The organism is Psychrobacter sp. D2, from assembly GCF_013608135.1.
Taxonomy (GTDB): Bacteria; Pseudomonadota; Gammaproteobacteria; order Pseudomonadales; family Moraxellaceae; genus Psychrobacter; species Psychrobacter cryohalolentis.
On the sequence record NZ_JACDXZ010000001.1, the window covers coordinates 160,955 to 181,675 of the forward strand.

20 protein-coding genes and 2 tRNA genes are annotated in these 20,721 nt (G+C 42.9%); 10 read left to right on the forward strand and 12 right to left on the reverse strand.

The window, feature by feature from the left end; genetic code table 11:
- Positions 1-359 precede the first annotated feature (359 nt).
- Positions 360-1,646 (forward strand): LPS export ABC transporter permease LptF, encoded by a 1,287-nt coding sequence (gene lptF / locus H0262_RS00705; protein ID WP_011512428.1) that lies wholly within the window; start codon positions 360-362, stop codon positions 1,644-1,646.
- Complete coding sequence (lptG, locus tag H0262_RS00710) at positions 1,646-2,872, forward strand: LPS export ABC transporter permease LptG (protein ID WP_181209333.1); 1,227 nt, start codon at positions 1,646-1,648, stop codon at positions 2,870-2,872. Before lptF ends, lptG begins: the two co-directional genes overlap by 1 nt.
- 94 nt (positions 2,873-2,966) lie before the next feature.
- On the opposite strand, the gene H0262_RS00715 is transcribed toward lptG, so the two are convergent.
- Positions 2,967-3,575: a class I SAM-dependent methyltransferase gene (locus tag H0262_RS00715; RefSeq protein WP_020442451.1), complete on the reverse strand. Its 609-nt coding sequence runs from the start codon at positions 3,573-3,575 to the stop codon at positions 2,967-2,969.
- A 381-nt stretch (positions 3,576-3,956) separates the two neighbouring features.
- Here H0262_RS00715 and H0262_RS00720 point away from each other — a divergent pair, with 381 nt between their 5' ends.
- Positions 3,957-4,400 (forward strand): hypothetical protein, encoded by a 444-nt coding sequence (locus tag H0262_RS00720; protein ID WP_181209334.1) that lies wholly within the window; start codon positions 3,957-3,959, stop codon positions 4,398-4,400.
- 123 nt (positions 4,401-4,523) lie between these two features.
- Here H0262_RS00720 and xerD read toward each other — a convergent pair whose 3' ends face one another.
- From xerD to recN, 7 genes are all read right to left on the reverse strand, one after another.
- Positions 4,524-5,462, reverse strand: coding sequence for a site-specific tyrosine recombinase XerD (gene xerD / locus H0262_RS00725; protein WP_181209335.1), 939 nt, complete (start codon positions 5,460-5,462; stop codon positions 4,524-4,526).
- 107 nt (positions 5,463-5,569) lie between these two features.
- Entirely contained in the window at positions 5,570-6,784 is a 1,215-nt protein-coding gene (locus H0262_RS00730; protein WP_181209336.1) for a class I SAM-dependent methyltransferase, read from the reverse strand.
- Positions 6,785-6,853: 69 nt separating this feature from the next.
- Positions 6,854-7,114: a sulfurtransferase TusA gene (tusA, locus tag H0262_RS00735; protein WP_020442453.1), complete on the reverse strand. Its 261-nt coding sequence runs from the start codon at positions 7,112-7,114 to the stop codon at positions 6,854-6,856.
- Between the two features lie 54 nt (positions 7,115-7,168).
- Positions 7,169-7,702, reverse strand: a complete 534-nt coding sequence (locus H0262_RS00740) for a hypothetical protein (protein WP_181209337.1) — start codon at positions 7,700-7,702, stop codon at positions 7,169-7,171.
- Positions 7,703-7,923: 221 nt separating this feature from the next.
- Positions 7,924-8,445, reverse strand: a complete 522-nt coding sequence (gene ruvX, locus H0262_RS00745) for a Holliday junction resolvase RuvX (protein ID WP_181209338.1) — start codon at positions 8,443-8,445, stop codon at positions 7,924-7,926.
- A gap of 50 nt (positions 8,446-8,495) precedes the next feature.
- Positions 8,496-9,059 carry a YqgE/AlgH family protein gene (locus tag H0262_RS00750; RefSeq protein WP_011512437.1) on the reverse strand — a complete coding sequence of 188 codons (564 nt, stop codon included), beginning with the start codon at positions 9,057-9,059 and terminating at the stop codon, positions 8,496-8,498.
- A 130-nt stretch (positions 9,060-9,189) separates the two neighbouring features.
- Positions 9,190-10,869: a DNA repair protein RecN gene (gene recN / locus H0262_RS00755; RefSeq protein ID WP_181209339.1), complete on the reverse strand. Its 1,680-nt coding sequence runs from the start codon at positions 10,867-10,869 to the stop codon at positions 9,190-9,192.
- 549 nt (positions 10,870-11,418) lie between these two features.
- On the opposite strand from recN, the gene H0262_RS00760 reads away from it, so the two are divergent.
- The gene (locus tag H0262_RS00760) at positions 11,419-11,754 is read left to right on the forward strand and encodes a pyrimidine/purine nucleoside phosphorylase (protein ID WP_011512439.1); all 336 of its coding nucleotides are present in this window, start codon (positions 11,419-11,421) and stop codon (positions 11,752-11,754) included.
- Positions 11,755-11,959: 205 nt separating this feature from the next.
- A complete protein-coding gene (rlmB, locus tag H0262_RS00765) occupies positions 11,960-12,730 on the forward strand; it encodes a 23S rRNA (guanosine(2251)-2'-O)-methyltransferase RlmB (RefSeq protein WP_181209340.1) in 771 nt (256 codons plus the stop codon).
- Here rlmB and coaE read toward each other — a convergent pair.
- The 4 genes from coaE to pilB all read right to left on the reverse strand — a co-directional run bounded on the left by coaE (position 12,693) and on the right by pilB (position 17,567).
- Positions 12,693-13,385 carry a dephospho-CoA kinase gene (gene coaE / locus H0262_RS00770; RefSeq protein WP_181209341.1) on the reverse strand — a complete coding sequence of 231 codons (693 nt, stop codon included), beginning with the start codon at positions 13,383-13,385 and terminating at the stop codon, positions 12,693-12,695. The genes rlmB and coaE overlap by 38 nt on opposite strands.
- An 83-nt stretch (positions 13,386-13,468) precedes the next feature.
- Positions 13,469-14,368 (reverse strand): A24 family peptidase, encoded by a 900-nt coding sequence (locus H0262_RS00775; protein ID WP_181209342.1) that lies wholly within the window; start codon positions 14,366-14,368, stop codon positions 13,469-13,471.
- Positions 14,369-14,393: 25 nt separating this feature from the next.
- Positions 14,394-15,617: a type II secretion system F family protein gene (locus H0262_RS00780; protein WP_181209343.1), complete on the reverse strand. Its 1,224-nt coding sequence runs from the start codon at positions 15,615-15,617 to the stop codon at positions 14,394-14,396.
- Positions 15,618-15,854: 237 nt separating this feature from the next.
- On the reverse strand, positions 15,855-17,567 hold the full coding sequence (pilB, locus tag H0262_RS00785) for a type IV-A pilus assembly ATPase PilB (protein WP_181209344.1): 1,713 nt from the start codon (positions 17,565-17,567) through the stop codon (positions 15,855-15,857).
- 397 nt (positions 17,568-17,964) lie between these two features.
- On the opposite strand from pilB, the gene tpiA reads away from it, so the two are divergent.
- The 5 genes from tpiA to rimP all read left to right on the forward strand — a co-directional run bounded on the left by tpiA (position 17,965) and on the right by rimP (position 20,715).
- Positions 17,965-18,774: a triose-phosphate isomerase gene (tpiA, locus tag H0262_RS00790; RefSeq protein ID WP_149409055.1), complete on the forward strand. Its 810-nt coding sequence runs from the start codon at positions 17,965-17,967 to the stop codon at positions 18,772-18,774.
- Positions 18,775-19,002: 228 nt separating this feature from the next.
- Complete coding sequence (gene secG, locus H0262_RS00795) at positions 19,003-19,311, forward strand: preprotein translocase subunit SecG (RefSeq protein WP_011512446.1); 309 nt, start codon at positions 19,003-19,005, stop codon at positions 19,309-19,311.
- Positions 19,312-19,470: 159 nt separating this feature from the next.
- Positions 19,471-19,555: transfer RNA gene (locus H0262_RS00800), tRNA-Leu, on the forward strand.
- Positions 19,556-19,679: 124 nt separating this feature from the next.
- Positions 19,680-19,756: transfer RNA gene (locus H0262_RS00805), tRNA-Met, on the forward strand.
- 458 nt (positions 19,757-20,214) lie between these two features.
- Entirely contained in the window at positions 20,215-20,715 is a 501-nt protein-coding gene (rimP, locus tag H0262_RS00810) for a ribosome maturation factor RimP (protein ID WP_011512447.1), read from the forward strand.
- Positions 20,716-20,721 lie beyond the last annotated feature (6 nt).

The following is a 20,721-nucleotide window of genomic DNA, read 5'->3' on the forward strand; positions in this document are numbered from 1 at the left end:
TCAGTACGTGATACGTACAGTACACAAATTCAGTTAGAAAGCATGTATGAGAGACTTACTCGTGATGTCTGAGTTAAAGCGCTTATATCTTATATAATGCGATTAGGTTTTAAATAGCGCAGTTACGTCCCCATTTAGCCCTGTTGATGAGTGAGTACTAAATGCGTTATTGGTAACGGCTAGGTAATGTTTCCAAACACATTTCCACGCTATTTTTTCTAGAAATATGCTAGCATTAGCGGTTATGTCTATCGTCTCTGGTCAAGCTTAACTGTCCTTATCAATACAGTCGCGATGAACCGCATGAACGCCAACTTCTACAACCGCTAAGAGTGCCTACTGTGATATTACGCCGCTATATGACCCAACAAGTTGCCTCAACGACCGCATTAGTCTTGGGGTTTTTAGTGGTGATGATGCTTGGCGGACGTTTGATACGCTATTTTGGTATCGCAGCTGAAGGTAATTTAGACATCGGTTTGCTGTTTACCATCATTGGTTATAACCTACCGTATTTCTTAGAGCTTATCCTGCCATTGGCGTTCTTTATTGCCCTAATGCTGGTATTTGGGCGCCTATATGTTGACCAAGAAATGGCAGTGATTAATGCCAGTGGCGTGTCGCGCGGTCGGCTTGGGCGCTTGATGACGCCATTGATTTTGGCATTGTTCGTTGGTGAGGCAGCATTATCCATCGTTGGTAAGCCATGGGGCGTGCGTTCATCTGAGAATGTCTGGCAACAGCAAGCGTTGACCAGTGCCTTTGACTTAATTCGCCCCAATCAATTTATCAGCAGTGGCAATTATCATCTGTATGTGGGCAGTTTAAGTGATGATAAAAAACAATTACAAGATGTGATATTGATTCAGTCTGAGCCTGAAAAAAAGGGCAGTGGGGCTAAAAATAATACTGCTAAAAATAGTGCCATGGATCTTGAAAATAACATCGATGTCGAAACTACCGAACAGCTTAATATTCCAGAATTGCCCACAGCGCTTGCCAATAATAATATTAGCAAAGACACGATTACGCTTGCCAAACGTGCTGAACAAGTAGATACGGGCAATAGTGGCGTAACCCAATTGGATTTGTTCCAAGGTCGCCGTTATGAAGTCGGGGCTGGTAGCTTGAAATACAATCAAGTAGGTTTTGATCGCTATCGTATTACCTTGACGGAGTCGTCTAAAGAAGTCATCACTGAAGACAATATCGAGACGCAAGCGATTGGACCGTTATGGCAAGCGGCAACAGGCAATGCGCAAGTGGGCAGTAATAATGCCATGCGTGCGGCCCAAGGCGAGCTTGGTTATCGTTTATCGTTACCATGGCTGATGATTATTGCGCCGATGCTCGCCGTACCACTAGCGCAAGTTCGTCCACGTCAAGGTCGTTGGTTACGCCTATTTCCCTCTATTTTACTGTTTGTCAGCTGCGCGCTCGGTATCATCTCGCTCAAAAATGCTGTCGGTAAAGGCAGTGTAAGCGTGTGGGCCTATGCATGGCTCATCTTAGGGTTTATGGCATTGGCACTGTATATGAATTGGGGTAGCCGCGTGCAGCACCGATTGCGCTTTCGCAAGCCAGAGAATGAGCTTTTGACGGTTACCGACAATCAAAATAGTAGCTCACAAGGAGGACAATCCTAATGAGTGCTCTATTCTCTAAATCATCGAAGCCGAATTCGCCAAATGCTAAATCGCTACTTAGCCCAAAACCGACTAACCTCAAAGTGCTTAGCCGCTACGTTAAGATAAATGCTTTATTAGCGATTATAGCTGCGGTCATAGGATTGTGGGCATTACAGCTGGTATTCTCTTATTTATCTGAGCTTGATTCGCTAGATGATAGCTATACGATGGGAGAGGCAATCAGATATATCTTTTATCGCTCGCCTTATTTTTTAGAGCAATTTACCCCAACAGGGGCATTATTGGGTGCGGTCGTTGGTTTGGGCTTGCTGGCTAATAACAGTGAGCTGGTCGTCATGCGAGCTGCTGGTATTAGCGTTTATCGAATCGTCAGTTGGGTATTGCAGCCAGCTATGATTTTTGTAGTATTAGCATTATTCATTAACCAGTTTGTGTTGCCGTATTCCAATCAATTGGCAAATGAGATTAATAGTGAGGATAACAGCTCGCTAGTGACTTCAGTACGTGGTTACTGGACAGTGCAACCACGCTTTGAGAATACAAAAGACGGCAGTGCCAAGCCGGATGGTAGTGATATCTTGTATATCGATTATGCTGATGTCAAAGGGAATATCGGTCAGGTAAAGCGTTGGCACTTAGATAATAACGGTAACTTGCAAACCGCCATTCATGCTGAAGGTGGTAAATATATCGGGCGCGAGGCGCTTGCTACCGCTAGCAGCAAACCGAGTGAGCAATATCGTTATGAGTGGCAGCTGAACAATATGACCAAACTGATGATTAATCAAGGCTTTGAAAGTAGCCAAGCCATATCGCCCACAGACACATTGAGTTTACCGTTTGCCCCTGAGTCTGTGTATTTGCTCACGCGTCAAGCTGAGGATTTATCTCTTACGCAACTTTATGAGCATCGTCTGTTTATGCGTCAACAAGGCACTCGCTCTTTAAGTCATGAGCTGGCGTTTTGGCAAAAGCTATTATCACCTTTATCAATTCTGTCACTAGTGATTGTCGCCTGCTCGTTTGTCTTTGGCTCCCTGCGTACGCACAGTCTCGGCTTGCGAATTGTCGTGGCATTATTGTTTGGGCTGCTATTTAGCTATGTACAGGATTTGGTCGGTTTTGTGTCACTAGCAACGGGCTTTTCGCCACTACTGATGGTGATACTGCCAATTATTGCCAGTGCATTGTTGGGTGGATATTTACTGAAACGGCAGATGTAACTCTCAAAATGAGGTAAATCTAAAAGTTTAGCCATAAAAAAGCACGCTAGATCCTTATGATCTAGCGTGCTTTTTATTTGTCTGATTCTAGGATTTAATCTTTGGTTGCCATGGTAATCGTATAAGTCTTGCCCTGCTTTACCTTTTCGCTATTACCAAAGACTTCGGTAAATGAGCGTTTCATAAATTGACGTAAGCCATTAATCGTCACCACGTAAAAGCGTCCACCTTTACGCATACGCGCATGAGCATCTAGGAAATAAAGGTAATGCTGCTCTTTGCCTACTTTGGCTGGTAAGTTTGACATCACAAGGCTAAAGTCTTTGTCTTTGGCCACGTGATTAAAGCCATTTGATAAATGTACATCGACATTTTTTAGACCATTCTTTTCACAATTAAGGCGTGCATATTCTACTGCCATAAAGTCTTTATCAATCAAAGTATGCTGACCATTAGGACATTCGCGCGCTGCTGCCATACCCAGAACGCCGTAGCCACAGCCCAAATCTATCGAGTCATCATCCGCCTGAAAATCCACATAATCAAGTAACATCAAGCTACCGTCATCGAGCTTTTGTGGTGAAAAAATACCCCACGTGGTCGCAAAATCAAACGGCTTGCCGAGTACGTCTTCGCGAAAATTAATATCTTCACGCCAGTATTTGGCTTTTTCTAATAGATCGCTAGGTGGTCTATGGCTCATGGATTTCTCGGATTATAGGTAAGTAAAAGGTGGTGCATTGCTCAAATGAACAGGGTGCACATTATGATGAGTATTGTAACGATAAAAGGGAAGATTTGCAGCTACGTATTAGTGGAAATTGTGATGGGCACTAAAGGAGGGGTATTTGACAGGAACCATTATCAGATTTATGTCAGGTTGAAGTTACCCATTTACGCATTTATATCGTAAATGCTATAGCATCCTTATTGAAGCTATGGAATACTAATAAAGCTAACTAATTGGTCAACTATTTATTGTAGTGTCTTCTTGATATGAAGAATTACGGTCATACTAGGAGTTGTACCAGCTTACTAAGATTAAACTCACCAAGCTTTACTTAATTAGAAAGGATGCTTAAATATGAAGTCTAAAATCAAAACGAAAATAAATCCAGCGCAAGAAACATTTATTCATATCGTGCATAGTAAGCGTATTAAGCCTCTCAAAAAACAGCCGGGTGTCAAATGTGTGGAAGCAGTAAAAACTATCGATAAAGCTTATCTGGCTGAGCTATCTGGTTGTGATGAATATGTGTCTATCGCTTTTTGTTATAAAAACTATAATGAAGAGAGCAAGCCTCGTCTTAGTGAAAATGAAAGCTGTGCTGTGATTAGTGTGGCCAAAGCCAAAGAGCTATTAAATACCACAGAGTTGGCTGAAGAAGCATTGTCTGCTGTCAGTATTATTCTGTTTAGCGCTGTATCACAGACGTTTGGTGGCTTCTTAACGGATGGGGAAACCAGTAAGCGTTATGTACTATCAAAAGGCACAGAATATGCAGGCTTGTCCTCATTATCGCTATAGCATATAAGCAAGCTTACGTTTCTACTAAGTATGAAAAAACGGCAGTATTATTATAATATTGCCGTTTTTTTACTTCAATATATAAGTTTTTATATTGGTAATAATATCTCGTAGATCAGTAAGCTAACCCCTTGGATGATGTTCAGCATGGAGTTTTTGCAATCTAGCCGTCGCCACATGGGTATATATCTGCGTCGTCGATAAATCACTATGTCCAAGCAATAACTGCACACTCCGTAAATCGGCACCGTGATTGAGTAAATGGGTAGCAAAAGCATGACGTAAGGTATGCGGTGACAGCTCTTTATCAATACTGGCAACTTTGGCGTACTTCTTTAGCAGATACCAAAAGTTTTGCCGGGTCATATAGCCACCTTGCGCAGTTAAAAACACTGCTTGGCAATTTCCTGCTTTTAAATGGGCTATCAAATCACCACGTCCATGCGTCAAATAATCTTCAAGCGCATCTGCTGCATATTCCCCTAAAGGCACTAAGCGGGTTTTATTGCCTTTCCCCGTGATTTGTAGCCAGCCTGAGTTTAGATTCACTTGTTCAAGAGACAAGTTAACCAACTCACTAACGCGCAAACCGCAAGCGTAAAGTACCTCTAACATGGCTTTATCACGTAGCCCTAGCGCAGTACTGCTATCGGGCGCGGCAAGGAGATTATCGACGTCAGCTTCTGCCAAATCTTTTGGCAGTGGACGACCAAGTTTTGGGCTTTTAATACGCTCACAAGGATTGTCTTCACGTAGGTTGCTGGCAATCATCCACAGATAAAACTGACGCAAACTTGAAAGCATGCGCGCTTGCGTACGCGGCGTTTTCCCATCTTGAGTAAGAATAGACAGGCAGTGCAGCACATCTTCGGGCTTCCAACGCGTTAATGCCGCGTGATTGGTCAATTCGCAGGAGCGCAAATCACGCACATAGGCATTACGGGTACGCGTGGCCAAACCACGAGCCAGCATTGCTTGACGAAATTCGGTTATATAAGCCTGTTCATCATCTACGGCCAGCGCTTTTGGTTGGCGCTGCTGTACGGCACGGTCGCGGCTCATAAGACATACTCAGTAGTGGTATAAGAAAATCCGAGTTAATATAGACGATATTTTTTATTTTAAACTGATTATCAATTAATAAAATTTGGCAAAGTCATTTTTACCCTTTAAGTATTAACAGCTACTAAACACCATAGAGAAGTGACTTCCGCATTACGCGCTGCAAATAGTGGATCAGTATCGTCTTGGCTTCGACCGTGTTTAGGTTGGGTATCGAGACGGTATTTTACTTCTAAACCAGCATTAGCAAACCAGCCCAATAATTCATCGCGGCTGCGCAACTGCAAATGTTCTGCCAAATCTGACAGAATCAACCAGACCTCTCCTTGTTCAGCTAAATGCTGCTTTGCGCCTTGCAAAAACCCACGCAACATCGTGCTATTGGCATCATAGACGGCGAATTCTAAGGGCGAGGTTGGCTTGGCAGGCAACCAAGGTGGATTACAGACCAGCAAATTAGCCAATGGCGCATCATTCGGATACAAGTCTGCTTGCTGCAATTGCACTGCAGGTAAATCTAAACGTGTAAGGTTGTCACTAGCGCAGGCTAATGCACGCGGATTTAAGTCCGTCGCAATCACTTGCTTCACACCGCGCTGCGCCAGAATAATAGCAAGCAAACCGGTTCCGGTACCGATATCAAAAGCAACATCATAACTTGCTGGCAACGGTGCATCGAGCAACAGCTGTACATACTCATGACGAGTCGGTGCAAAGACGCCATAATGCGGGAAAATTGATAGACCCAAATTTTCGATTGCCACGCCTTTTACACGCCACCCTGCCGCACCTAAGGCACCTTGCAGGTCACGAAATGAAATTAGACATGACTCATTCAACTCACCAAAAGCAGCGGTACAAGCAGCACTGACATCAGGGGCGCGGCGTAACTGGCTGACATAACCTGCATCAAGCTCTAATAATAATCGGCTTAATAGGCGCGAACGCTGAGATTGGACTTGGCGTTGCTGATGAAAAAGATTAGGGATGTCTTTAGAGGGTGCCAAAGTCTCATCTGTAGATTTAGCGGACTTAGCAGGTTTATTAGCTTCTTTATTAATTTTACGCTGCTCAGAACGCTCATTCGCACGGTCAATGCGTCGAGTGATGGCTTGCAGTAGTTGCCTTGCATTATTAAAGTCACCACGCCACAGCATTGACGTTCCAGCACAAGCCAAGCGATAAGCCTCATCGGCTGTCGTTTTGTCGTCGACCACAACAATACGCGCAGGCGGCACATGATTGCTTTGAGACAACCAGCGGGCATGACGTAAGGTTTCATTTTCGTGCCATTGCACGTACTGTATTTCTGTTGCTAACACGCGACCTACCTTTCAGATGTGAATGATGTATTTTTATAACGCAAAGATATTTCTGCATTATATATTGCGCTAAGCGCTCTTTTTCTTGACTAAATAACGATAGGTTGGCGCATCGTTTAGCGTTTCTTGATGGACAAGGGTATGTCCCAAGTGCCGGCAGAAATTAGGAATGTCACGCGTAGTGGCAGGATCAGTGGCTAATATCTCAATCACATCGCCGCCATCCGCTTTACGAATTGTCTTATGTAGCATCATGACTGGCTCAGGACAAATCAGTCCTTGGGTATCTAGATGATGGTGAATAGTCGTGTCTAATATTGAAGTCGTCATATTTTGTTTTATAAACCTAATAGATAAGTTTGGTAGCTGGATACTTGTTTATTACTAATCTTGTAAAGGCGTATTTTCTGCATCAGTAGGGGTAATAATTTTATTATTTTCAGTTATTTCGTCATTCTCAGGTAAGTCGGCTAGGGCTAAGAAATTAAAGAAGCGCTTAAAGCTCACCTTAAATAAAAAAGCCACACCGAGCCACGATGCCAATCCTAACCAAGCCGTATCGGCAAATAACAGCCCGCCGATCAGGATAATACTTGAGACACCAATGGTCATAATAACCATCGAGGTTTGATTGAGACGATAGCGATAGATAATAAAGGCATTATATAGCGTCAGTGGAATGGTCAGCGCCACCAAAGCATAAGGTAAGTTGTAGAATAGTTGATACAGGAGCTGATTGTCATGAAAGGCTTTGATACTAGCAATGGTGCCAAAAACCATAAAAGCGATAATAGCGGCATAAATGAGATAGACGGCTATTTGGTTGACACGTTGGGCGCCTTTGATACGCGCAATAGCAAGCGGTGCAAAACCATGTCGTGAGCTATTGTGCAAAGAGTGGTCTGAGACAGAGGTCATAATAATCAGTCATTTATTCGTTTGGATTGAGGAGGTACAGTTAATTCACTTTTAAAAGGGTACAGAACTACTGGAGTTAATTATTCGCAGCCTCTGTCTGCGTATGCACAGCAAGCAAGGAAAATTAACCCCAATAGTGATTGATAACATTTGTATTTCTTTTATGTAGAACCGACTATATCAGGTATTGATGGGACATTAAAAAGAAAGCTAATGCTCAATTAATCTGCTTTGATGGCGTCGATGGCGATACTGCTATGAGGATCAGCAAAGTAGGTCGACATTAAAATACAGGCAGAGATATCATCAATCGGAGCGCGCTCATGTTTAATCCAGCCATTTTCCCATGCTATCTCACGCGCGGCGACCGATGTTAGGCGCTCATCGCATAGAGATACGATGACAGGTAAATGCTGCTCCATGATTCTATGTGCCAGACGACGGGCAAATTTATGTGCGCGTTTTGACAGCATAGAGCTGCTACCGTCCATATTTAACGGCAGTCCGACTACTACCTTTGCCACGCCCCAAACCTTGATAATACCGAGTAGATTATCCCAATCAGGTTGCCCATTATTCATCGCTAAAATATCAAAGGCACGCGCCGTTTCTGTCAAGCTATTACCGAGTGCCATGCCCATTTTTTTAACCCCATAATCTAAGGCTAAGATAAGGTGTGGCTTAATCGCTGGCTCAGCAACGCTAGTATCAGTACTGTCTTTTATAAGAATGCTATCTACCATAATAAGGGATGTTTCCTATTTTTAGTTCTGTATTCGTTCAGCATATGAGATTAAGCATGACCGATGTCGCTACTTAAATAATCAAAATTAACCCCAATCTTATCGGCGGCCATTTGCCAACGTTCCTCAAATGGTGTATCAAACAATAAGTTTAAATCAGCAGGGCATACCAGCCAGTCGCCGTTAGCAAGCTCACGATCGAGCTGTTTTTTACCCCAGCTGGCATGACCTAAACAGAGCTGATAATGACCAACGCCTTGACCGGCTGCAATACGTTTGAGGATATCTTGGCTGGTAGTGATGCAGACATTTTCTGAAATCGCAAAAGACGATGCCCATTCTGGCTGCCCTGTATGCAGTACAAAGCCAACCTCAGGGTACATAGGTCCACCTTCTAATGCCAGATCTTCCATCACCTGTGCGTCTGTAACCTCAATATCCAGATCTTCTAGCAGTTTTCCCACGCGTGCCTGCTCTAATGGACGATTGACCATCAGACCGAGGGCACCGTGTTTATCATGACGGCAAATATAAATCAGCGCCTGCTCAAACCGTGGGTCTGACAGCTCAGGCGCCGCGATTAAAAAATGATGGGTCAAATTGGCTTTGGACATAGAAACAAATGCAACCTACTAATAAAGGTAAAATAACAGAGCTGACACCACTATATGGCGATAATGAATAAAAAATCAACTAAAGCAAGGATTTAGCAATAAAAAGGTGTTTATGGTGGTCAATCAATGATCATTTAACATCGCTCAATAAACTGCGCGCATGGTCACGAGTGACATCGGTGATAATAACACCACCAGACATACGTGCCAGTTCATCTACTTGCGCGCGCTCGGTTAAGATGACAAGCTCACTTTCAGTTTGCTCGTCATGGTGTTTTTGTACCAAGATATGCTGATGCGCTTGCGCAGCGACTTGGGCTTGGTGGGTAATGGCGAGTAATTGCTGCGTTTGCCCAAGGGCGCGCAACAGCTCACCCACCACTTGTGCCGTACCACCACTGATACCGACATCAACTTCGTCAAAGACTAGCATAGGTTTTGCCGCATTATTATCTGCATTGGTCGCTTGCAATACCTGCATCACTAGCGCCATACGTGATAGCTCACCGCCTGAAGCGATTTTGTGTAGCGGCTGCATTGGCATACCGACGTTGGCGCTGAATAATAAGTCTATATCATAACAGCCTTGTCCATTATATTGGCTGACATCGGTCTTTTTGGTAAAAACGAATTCACAACGTGCATTAGGTAGGGCAAGCGGCTGTAGTTGCTTAATCAGCTGTTTACTGACAATCGGGGCAGCTTTAGCCCGTTTTTTATTTAGCTCAGTTGCTAGTGCTATATACTCTTGCCATGCTTGCTCAATTTGTGCCGCCATTGCATCACTGCTTGGCTCGTTTTCTAATTGTTCTAATTGCGCTTCCCAGCCTTTTGCTTCATGAATCAAGTCGCTCGCTGGCAAGTTATGCTTACGTGATAGGCGATGACCTAAACTGATTAAACTGTCTAATGACTGCAAACGCTCAGGGTCAGGCAATTGCTGCTCAGCATAATCTGACAATAAGCCAGTCACTTCAGTGATTTGCTGCTGCGCCAAATGCAGCTGTTCTGAGGCTTGCTCAAAGGTTTGGCTAACGTTCATTTGATTATCGCATAGTTTAATTGCTTGCCCGAGCAAGGTCATTATATCGGGCTCATCGGTATCATTATCGAGTAAATGCAAGCCATGACTGGCCTCAATCATTAGTGCTTCAATATTGGATAATTCTTCGTGTTCTGCTTCTACTTCTGTATAATCAACGACCAATAACGGTGCGATATCTGCTAACTGGCTTTGCAACAGTTGAATACGATCTTGGCGCTGAGCTTCACGGCTAGCGAGATCGTCAGCGCGGCGTTTAAGTTGCTGATAAGCTTGATAGCTACTTGAGGTCTGCGTAGCAAGAGAAGTTATCTGTGCCATTTCATCTAGCCATTGCACTACAAATTGTGGCTTGAGTAGCGCCTGCTGAGCATGTTGACTATGAATATTGACCAGCAATGCACCCAAACTCTTAAGCTCAGCCAAACTGACAGGTGTGCCATTTAACCATGCTTTTGAGCGCCCTGTATTACTAAGTTGTCGACGAATCAATACATCTGGCTCTTCTAAAGCCCGTTCATTTTTGGCAAACCATTCAGCAATGATACTATTGTTTTCTACATCAAATTGCGCGTAGATATCCGCGTGCGCCGCGCCATGCCGGACCATTGCACTGTCTGCGCGCTCGCCGATACATAAAGACAGCGCATCGAGTAATAGTGATTTGCCAGCGCCTGTTTCACCAGTGATGACATTGAAGCCTTCAGCCACACTCAGCTCATGCTGAGCAATTAACGCAAACTGATTTAAAGTTAATGATACTAGCATCAACGCCTCTCATGACAGACAACAAACCTCAAATACGATGTAATGTCGTACAAGGAGGTTATCTCTACAATAGGTTAAATAAAGGAATGAATCGGTTCAGTTCATACTGCAACATAGATAAATGCAATTGGCAAATAGTATGGTGGCAAATAATCTTAAATACAAATATTAAAGGTAATCAATAACATCACTTAAAGCCATCATAATAAGCGGAACTTTCTTGCCGCTGTAACAAACTTTATAGATATAATGTGGTAGCATAATCTCACATAATGATAAACTCTTACCACCAGATTTTCGTGCATTCTATGACAGATCAGTTAGCTTGTAGAACATGATACAAACCTGTGTGTCAGTAACTATCAGTAATAAATGGTTATTTTTAAACCTATAAGATAAATCAATTCTATAATCAGCGCACAGCAAAGTAAAAATGATTTAGAGTCGATGGTAAAAGGTAGATATAACAACGCTTATCTAAGCATTTGCTTATCTACACATTCAATTTGGTTTTTTAGTTGGCAATAATTATTTGATAAGGAAGCCACTATGACAGCGGCGCAATTTACTAATGTAACAGTCAATGCTCAAGCCACGATATCCTATGATGGTCGTTGCTCAAGCCATACCATTATGTTCGAGGACGGTCGTCATAAAACATTAGGTGTTATCTTGCCTTGTGATAATTTGGTCGAGCATTATCACTTTAGTACCAATACATCTGAACGTATTGAAATCACTAGCGGTGAGTGCGAAGTCAAAATAAATGGGGAAGAGGAGTTCAGCTACTACCGCGCAGGACAGTCATTCGTGGTTGAAGGTAATAGCGGTTTCAATTTACGCACAGAACAGATCGTTCAGTATATCTGTCACTTAGAAGGCTAATACGCCTTAAATTGTCGTTAAATAATTGATGACGCCAAAAAGCCAATGATTCCAAAGAAATAAATCTTATCAGGTTTATTTCTTTTTTTTGCTGACATTATTTAGATGAAGCTGGTCATTAATTGCTACAATTACACATCTCTATTTTTATTGCATGTTTTTTATAACACTGTGCAATACCCACTTTATAATCAATAGGCCTATTATGGCAAAACCTACCTATTTTTATGGCATTCATGCCATTGATGCCTTGCTCGAATACCGTCCTCTTGATGGACTGAGCTTGTTTGTACAGCAAGGGCGCGAGACTGACAGTCATGTACAGTCTATTATGGCGCAAGCACGTGATAATGGCATCAGTATTCAACCAACGCAAAAAGACAAACTTACTCAGCTGTGTGGTAGCCCGCAACATCAAGGCGTAGTGCTGAACGCCCGTCCTTTAGGCTTCGCTGATGAAGGTTTGCTAGATACGCTTGCTGGTCGAGATGATTGTTTGTTACTGGTACTAGACCAAATTACGGACGCCCATAATTTTGGCGCTTGTTTGCGTACAGCAGTAGCCATGGGTGTCGATGCAGTCATTTGTCCGAAACATCATGCAGCTAGCTTGACGCCAACGGTTGCCAAAGTATCAGTCGGCGCGGCTGAAATGATGCCTATTTTTAGCGTGACCAATCTGGCACGCACGCTGACAAAAATTAAAAATGCCGGCGTTTTTGTGTTTGGTACCGCTCTTAATGCCGATGCCAAACCAATCCATGCTGCAGATCTGACTGGTAAAACGGCTATTATCATGGGTTCAGAAGGTGAGGGGATGCGTCGCCTGACAACAGAAAGCTGCGATGAGCTGGTTTATATTCCGATGTCAGGCAACGAGCATGGCAACTTGCAAAGCTTAAATGTCAGTGTGGCGACAGGTATGGCTTTGTATGAGATTAATCGGCAGCGAACTTTAGCTGCTGGGCAAGCTTAAGATAGTCTTGATGGAGCGGCTCTAATTGTACATATAGGGCCGCAAGATCACTCTCATTTAATACCACATCATCCGCATGACGATTGCGCTCTTCACGGCTAAGCTGATTGACCATAATGGCTTCAATTTTTTGCACACTTAGCGCATCACGTTGACTGGCTCGTGCAAGTTGGGTATTTTCTGTGGCATCCATCACCAAAATACGTTGACATAAATTGGCAAGCCCAGCTTCTGCCGCTTCAATCAATAACGGCGCTGACAACACCACATACGGCGAGGTACTCTCTGCCAATTGCTTTTTTGCAGCTTCGCGTATCGCGGGATGGGTAATCGCTTCAAGCTCAATTAGAGCATCAGGATAAGTAAACACATGGGTTCGTACAGCGGCGCGGTCCATATTACCATCAGCATTTAGCACCCAATCTCCAAATTTCCTCTGGATTTTGCGCAACGTTGAGCTGCCTTTGACCACCACTTCATGTGCAATGACATCTGCATCGATAATATCGATTCCCTGCTGTGCGAACCAGTCACTGGCGGCTGATTTGCCACTGCCGATACCACCCGTTAAACCCACTACCAATGTTTTACTTTTATGCTCAGGCGTTTGCGGCTGATGCGAATAAGTTGAAGGTGCTGCTACGTATTTTGACATAATGATGACTTATCTGACTGATAGAAGGATAATGACTGTAATCAATGAAAGGTTAAACATAACTATTGGGAAATGGCTACTGCTTAAGTATACATACCTAAATACCAATTAACGATATCTGAGCCGTATAACAATGCCACAATACCAGCAATGGCAATATAAGGACCAAAGGCAAAAGGCTTGCTCTCGCCTTGTTTTTTCATCAAGATAATCCCAACGATAGAGCCGAGCAATGATGATAATAGAATAATCAAGGGTAACATCATAGGTCCAAGCCACGCACCCAGTACTGCCAATAATTTAAAGTCGCCTTGTCCCATACCATGCTTTTTGGTGATTAAATAAAATATCTTGACCACTATCCATAACGATAAAAATCCCAATAACAAGCCCCATATCGACTGAGTAGGGGGCACAAACCAACCTTGTGAATTGACCGCCAGTCCTAGCCCTGCTAATGGAAAAGTCAAGCGGTCAGGCAATAACTGTGTATCAAAGTCGATACCAGTTAAGGCGATCAGTGTCCAGACTAAAACTAATGCCGACAGCCCTACCATGTTGACGCCAAAATGATAAATGACTAGTGCAGATAGCAGAGCAGTGACCAGCTCAACGATAGGATATCGAAGCCCGATAGCCGCTTTGCAATCTGAGCAACGTCCGCGTAGTAATATCCAGCTGATTAAAGGGATGTTCTCATACCATTTAATTTTATGGGTACAGTGCGGGCAGCGTGAAGCAGGATGGCTTAAGGTAATAGGTGTATCAGTGGCAACAATATTAAATAGTGGCATCGTATGCTCACGCGGCATATCTGCTTGCTCATACGTAAACTGGCTACACTCTTGTCGCCAAGCCGATACCATCATCAATGGAGTGCGATGAATTACCACGTTTAAGAAGCTACCGACGCACAGCCCTAATAGACCAAATATGACCAAAGCGATTGTCATATTTTCTTGTAGTAACTGTATAAATTGCATGAATTAGCTGTCCTTTAATTAGCTTTCAACCTACTACTGAGCCCATCTGGAAGATTGGTAAGTACATGGCAATGACCAAACCACCAACTAATACGCCAAGTACCGCCATAATAAGCGGCTCCATCAAGCTGGTCAAACCATCAACAGCGTTATCAACTTCGTTTTCATAATAGACTGCTACTTTATCGAGCATCTCTTCTAAGCTACCAGACTCTTCACCGATACCTACCATTTGAATAGCAAGACTTGGAAATAAATTGGTTGAACGTATTGAGAACTGTAATTGTTGTCCCGTAGAGACGTCATTTTTGATTTGCTGAATAGCGTTATAGAAAACTACATTATTGGCTGCACCAGCAGTAGAATCGAGCGCATCAATAAGCGGTACGCCGGCAGCAAAAGTCGTAGACAGCGTACGAGCAAAACGCGCAATCACCGCTTGGTAAGCGATATTGCCGAATATTGGGGCTTTTAATACTGCACGGTCTAAGACATCGCGAAATTTCTTTGAACGCTTCTTAGCTTCTGAAAACCCAATAATAGCGCCACCAATAAATACAATTAAGATGAACCACCATGCTTGCATCCACTCAGACATACCTACGACCATCTGGGTAAAAGCAGGTAATTCTGCCCCAAAAGAGCCAAATAAATCAGCAAACACTGGAACGACTTTAACAAGCAGAATGATGGTGACAATAATAGCAACTACAACGACTGCGATAGGATACTTCATGGCTTTTTTAATTTTAGCTTTTAACAGCTCGCTTTTCTCTTTATAAGTCGCAACTCGCTCCAGCATGGTTTCTAACGCACCTGACTGCTCGCCAGAATCAACAAGCGAGCAAAAAAGATCGTCAAAATAGCGGGGATGGCGACGTAATGCCGATGCAAAAGTACCACCAGCCTCAATATCGGCTTTGATTTGTAACACCAGATCTTTCATACTTGGATTATCGAGAGAGTCAGCGACAATCTCAAAGGACTGGGTTAATGGCACCCCAGCTTTCATCATGGTTGCCAATTGACGTGCAAAAATAGCAATATCGATAGGCTTGATAGACTTTTTAAAGGTGTATAAGGGTTTTGGCTTTTTCTTGATACCTTTAACCGTAATACCTTGTTTGCGCAACGTGGCTTTGGCAAGCTCTAAGCTACGACTGGTCGTCTCACCTTTTACCTTTTGCCCGCGACGGTTGACGCCATCATATACAAAGTCTAGCAGCATGTCGGTCTTAGCTTTTGCCATGTCCGTTCCTTCAAAAAATGGTCTGATATAGTCCAATATAGATAATGCCTGCTATAAAACGTAGTTAACCCATTGTTTTAAGCGGATATACTTTATTTTAGCGCAAAAAACCAGTGTTTATCTGTTTTATTTTTCCTACTGGCTATTATTGTTTAATAGTAATTAAACAACAAGTTTTACGGACATAATGAAATTTACTCAGAGCAATATCTGTACCAAACTTTTCAGCCAAATATACTATTCAGAAGTTACGCGCATCATTTCTTGAATACTGGTGACACCTTGTAAAACCTTTAAAACACCAGAGCGACGTAAGTCTCTAAAACCGTTTTTTAGCGCCGCATCTTTGATGTCTATCGCGTTACCATCTTCCATGATAATACGTGAAATATCTGGAGTGACTTTCATCACCTCATAAATGCCCACACGTCCTTTGTAGCCTTCACGGCACTCATTACAACCGACTGGCTCGTAGATGACATTGTCTGTATTGTCCAAATCTGCATCTGTAAAGCCAAGCTCAAGCAGACTTTGACGTGGGATACTAATAGGTTTTTTACAGTTTTTGCATAAGCGCCGTGCCAATCGTTGGGCAATGACCAAGTTCACGGAAGTGGCAATATTAAAAGAAGCGACACCCATATTGCGTAATCGCGTTAACGTTTCAGGCGCTGAATTGGTATGTAAGGTTGAAAGTACCATGTGCCCTGTCTGTGCTGCTTTAATCGCAATCTCAGCAGTTTCAAGATCACGAATCTCACCAACCATCACAATATCAGGATCTTGGCGTAAGAAAGACTTAAGGGCGGTGGAGAAAGTCAGCCCCACTTTTGGGTTGACGTTGACCTGATTAATACCTTCAAGGTTAATTTCGACAGGATCTTCAGCAGTCGAAATATTGGTCGAACCCGTGTTCAAGATATTAATACCAGTATAGAGTGAGACGGTTTTACCAGAGCCAGTAGGACCTGTGATAAGAAGCATCCCTTGCGGTTTATGTAACGCCTCCAAGAACATATCTTGTTGGTCAGGCTCATAGCCCAACGCTTCAATACCAAGCATGGCTGATGAGGGATCTAGAATACGCAAAACCAGCTTTTCACCAAACAAGGTAGGTAGGCAGCTTACCCGAAAGTCGATGGCCTTATCTTTAGATATCTTAAGCTTAATACGACCATCTTGTGGCACCCGGCGCTCTGAGATATCCATTTGTGACATCACTTTTAAACGCGCAGCAATTTTCCCCGCGAGTTGTACGGGCGGGTTGGCCATTTTTTGCATGACCCCATCAACTCGAAAGCGCACTCGATAGCTTTTTTCATAGGGCTCAAAATGTAAGTCGGACGCACCCATACGAATGGCATCTACTAGCATTTTATTAACAAACTTGACGACCGGTGCTTCCTCGACGCTATCAGAGATTTTGGTCTCGCCGTCATCTTCTTCTTGATTCTCATCAAAGCCAATATGCAAATCACTATTAGAAAAGCTATCAAAATTTTGCATGCTATCAGCATAGAAGCTTTCAATACGCCTTTTAAGCTTATCTTCTTCGACTACAACGGTTTCAATTGACAAGCGAGAGTTAAAGGCAATCGCATCAATCGCATCGATACGGGTCGGATCGCTCAGTGCCACAAATAAGCGTTGCCCACGCTTAAACATTGGCAAAGCATTAAACTTACGGACGATTTTTTCGTCGACCAAGTCTTTTGGGATGACCTCTGAGCTTAGCGCATCAAGATCAAATAAAGGATCGCCGAATGCTTGCGATAGCATTTGAGCCAATTGATAGGCATTGGCGAGCTTATGCTCTACCAGATAAGAGACCAGTCCTACTTGCTGCTGCTGCGAATCAGTCTGTGCCGCTTTCATATGCGCTTCGCTTACGATACCTTCGCTAATCAGCTGCTGTGCTAAGCCACCGTATTTACTGGTTGTGATAGACATTAAGACTTCTCCTTGCTCGATATCTGGTAGGCGATAGATTTACCTAAATAGCAGGCTATTCACCATGTTTTACTTATTGCCATTTTATCGTTGATAGTTGAGCTAATTATTAAAATAGTTATTTTAAATATGGCTTTGAGATAAAAAAATCGATTGTCTGCACTTTATCCTATATTGAGAAAATCATATAGGGATTTACGTGAGCGCAAAGGTTTTATAGAGTGTAGGGCTCGATTCGCTAATAAAAAATAATTATTCAGCAATAGTTACTAAAGCAACGGTTGAAAGGTCAGTTTTGATTTGGGGCGCACTATACTATAGCACTTGTGAAATATTTGTTATACTTGCGCGCATATTAGCCATATTGGCAGCCATATATAAGACAAGGTAGAGAAGAATGCAAGCTTGGGTAATTGGAAATTGGAAGCAGAATCCAGCAACGAGCCATGACGTAAACGCACTACTGGACGACTTATGCGCTGCTATTAGTACAACCAAGCAAATGAGCCACGATAACTCCGCGCGTTGTCAAATAATGGTAGCACCAAGCTTCATACATTTAGCAGCAGTGAATGGTCGCCTAAAAGACACCTCAATACTGTGCGCAGCTCAAGACGTTAGTGGACACAGTGCCAGTGTTGGTGCTTATACAGGTGAATGTTCAGCGCAGCAGATAGTCGATGCTGGAGCGACTTGGACAATCCTTGGTCACTCAGAGCGCCGTCAGTATCATCAAGAATCTAACGATTCTTTATTGCAAAAAATGATTCATGCGTTGTCACAAGATTTAGGCGTGGTATTTTGCATTGGTGAAAGCCAAGCGCAATATGATACCAAGCAAACGCTTGAAGTCATTGATAATCAGTTAGCAGTTATCAAAGAATTCATTACACAGCAGCCAGAACTTATTGAGGCATTACCGACTCGTCTCATTATTGCTTATGAGCCAGTATGGGCAATAGGTACAGGTAAAGTGCCAACGGTAGCAGAAGTCAGCGCCACTCATAAGCATATCAAGCGAACGTTGGCAGGATTTGCCGACTCATTGTCTAATATGACGGTTTTGTATGGCGGTAGTGTCAATGCTGATAATGCTAATAGCTTTGCTGCTGATCCTATGATTGATGGCGCTTTAGTTGGCGGTGCTTCATTGAAAGCTGACAGCTTTCTGACGATTGCCACTGCTTTTAGCCAAGCCAGTATCTAGTAGATTCTTGATAGATATAATAAAAACGTGAGTCTTTATTGTAATTGTTATTCACAAAATGTCTTTATCAGTTGGCAAAAGTGGGTTTAACAGTGCCCTTGCAATCGTGTACAATACGCCCTATTTATATCATCGATATGGCAACATTTACCGCCAATCTTTATCACTATTACACCATACGATTTGTTTTTCGTTATCAGTCGTCATTACGCGGCAAAAGAGGCCACCATGTTTACGTTTATATTAGCCCTGCATATTATCGTGGCGATTGCCATGATTGGCTTGATTTTGATACAGCATGGTAAAGGGGCAGATGCAGGGGCTTCTTTTGGTGCCGGCTCATCAGGTACAGTATTTGGTGCAGCGGGCACTGCCAACTTCTTAACACGCGCGACAGCCGTATTGACCGCCATCTTTTTTATCACTAGTATGACCCTTGCGGTCCATGCTCGTAAGCAGGCAGAAGATCAGTTTCGTCTAGATGCACCGGTTTCAGCACCACAAACGCCGCGGCCTTTGACACAAAATCCTCAGTAGCTGCTGTTACTCTACTTTTTTAAGTAGGCAGCCCTTGCTATTTGAAAGCGTTACATTTACAATGCTTTTTCTGTTTTTACAAGTCTTAGACCTTTGATGCTTACCTTACGCGTCAACTATAATGGGTATTGAGAATATAGAGAGAACAGTTAGAGTAATGCGATTGTGGTGGAATTGGTAGACACGCCATCTTGAGGGGGTGGTGGCGCAAGCTGTGGGGGTTCAAGTCCCCCCAATCGCACCAAGTTTTAAAGTTGTATCGTATTAAGTGAGTCGTTCATAAATAGCTAAGATTTTTAATTTAAATTATTTTTAAATAAAGATTGACACTACTATAAAACCTCCCTATAATACGCGTTCTAGATTGATGCGGGGTGGAGCAGTCTGGTAGCTCGTCGGGCTCATAACCCGAAGGTCGTTGGTTCAAATCCAGCCCCCGCTACCACTTTTTATACTGATGTTTTGCACACTAAATTTGTCAGTAACAATTAGCCCACCATTATGCTTGTGGGTTTTTTTGTATCTGGCGGTCTGTGTAATCGCGATATCTATCCTACTTATGCTAAGCTCTATGTCTATAGAGTGCGATACCATTTATAGAAGCTTGTCATCACATGTCATTCATGGCGCGATGATACTTAAGCACACTATCTTTTATTCCTCACTCTTTTATCGATAGTACTGCTTTATAAGTAATAAAAGCATAGCGCGGCTGAGCTTGATATTTGTTAAGCTTACCCTGATATAAACACCCGGTAGATATCATTTGTGTTTATGCTTTAAGCATAAGACAATCACTGTGGTTTAAATAACGATAGGTTCTTATTAAATAATGATGAAGAAAAACTTCAGCAGGATTTATTAAGTAAGATAGATAAGTGAATAGGAAAATATAAATAGATTATGAAGCTTTCGACCAAAGTTACAGAATTGACTAATATCATTGCCCCTGCCGTCGCGGCTTGCGATGTGGCACTATGGGGTATAGAGTTTGCACCACAGGGCAATCGCTCTTTGTTACGCATTTATATTGAGGCATTGCCAGAAGAGCAAGCTCAAAATAAACAAGTAACGATTGAAAACTGTGCAGCAGTGAATCACCAAGTGAGCGGTATTCTTGAAGTTCATGACCCGATTTCCGGTGAGTTTATTTTAGAAGTCTCTTCACCTGGTTTTGACCGTGCGTTCTTTTCAGATGAGCAAATGCATGCTTATGTCGGTCAGACAGTGAGCTTGCGTTTGATACAAGCGATTGGTGAAGGTGATAAAAAACGCCGTAAAGCAACTGGTACTCTAAACAGTATCGATGCCACCTCTTTAAAGCTGACTGCCACTGATGGTGAGCAGTTTGAGATTGCATTAAGCAATATTGATAAAGCCAATTTGATTTACGAAGATGCTTAATCTATT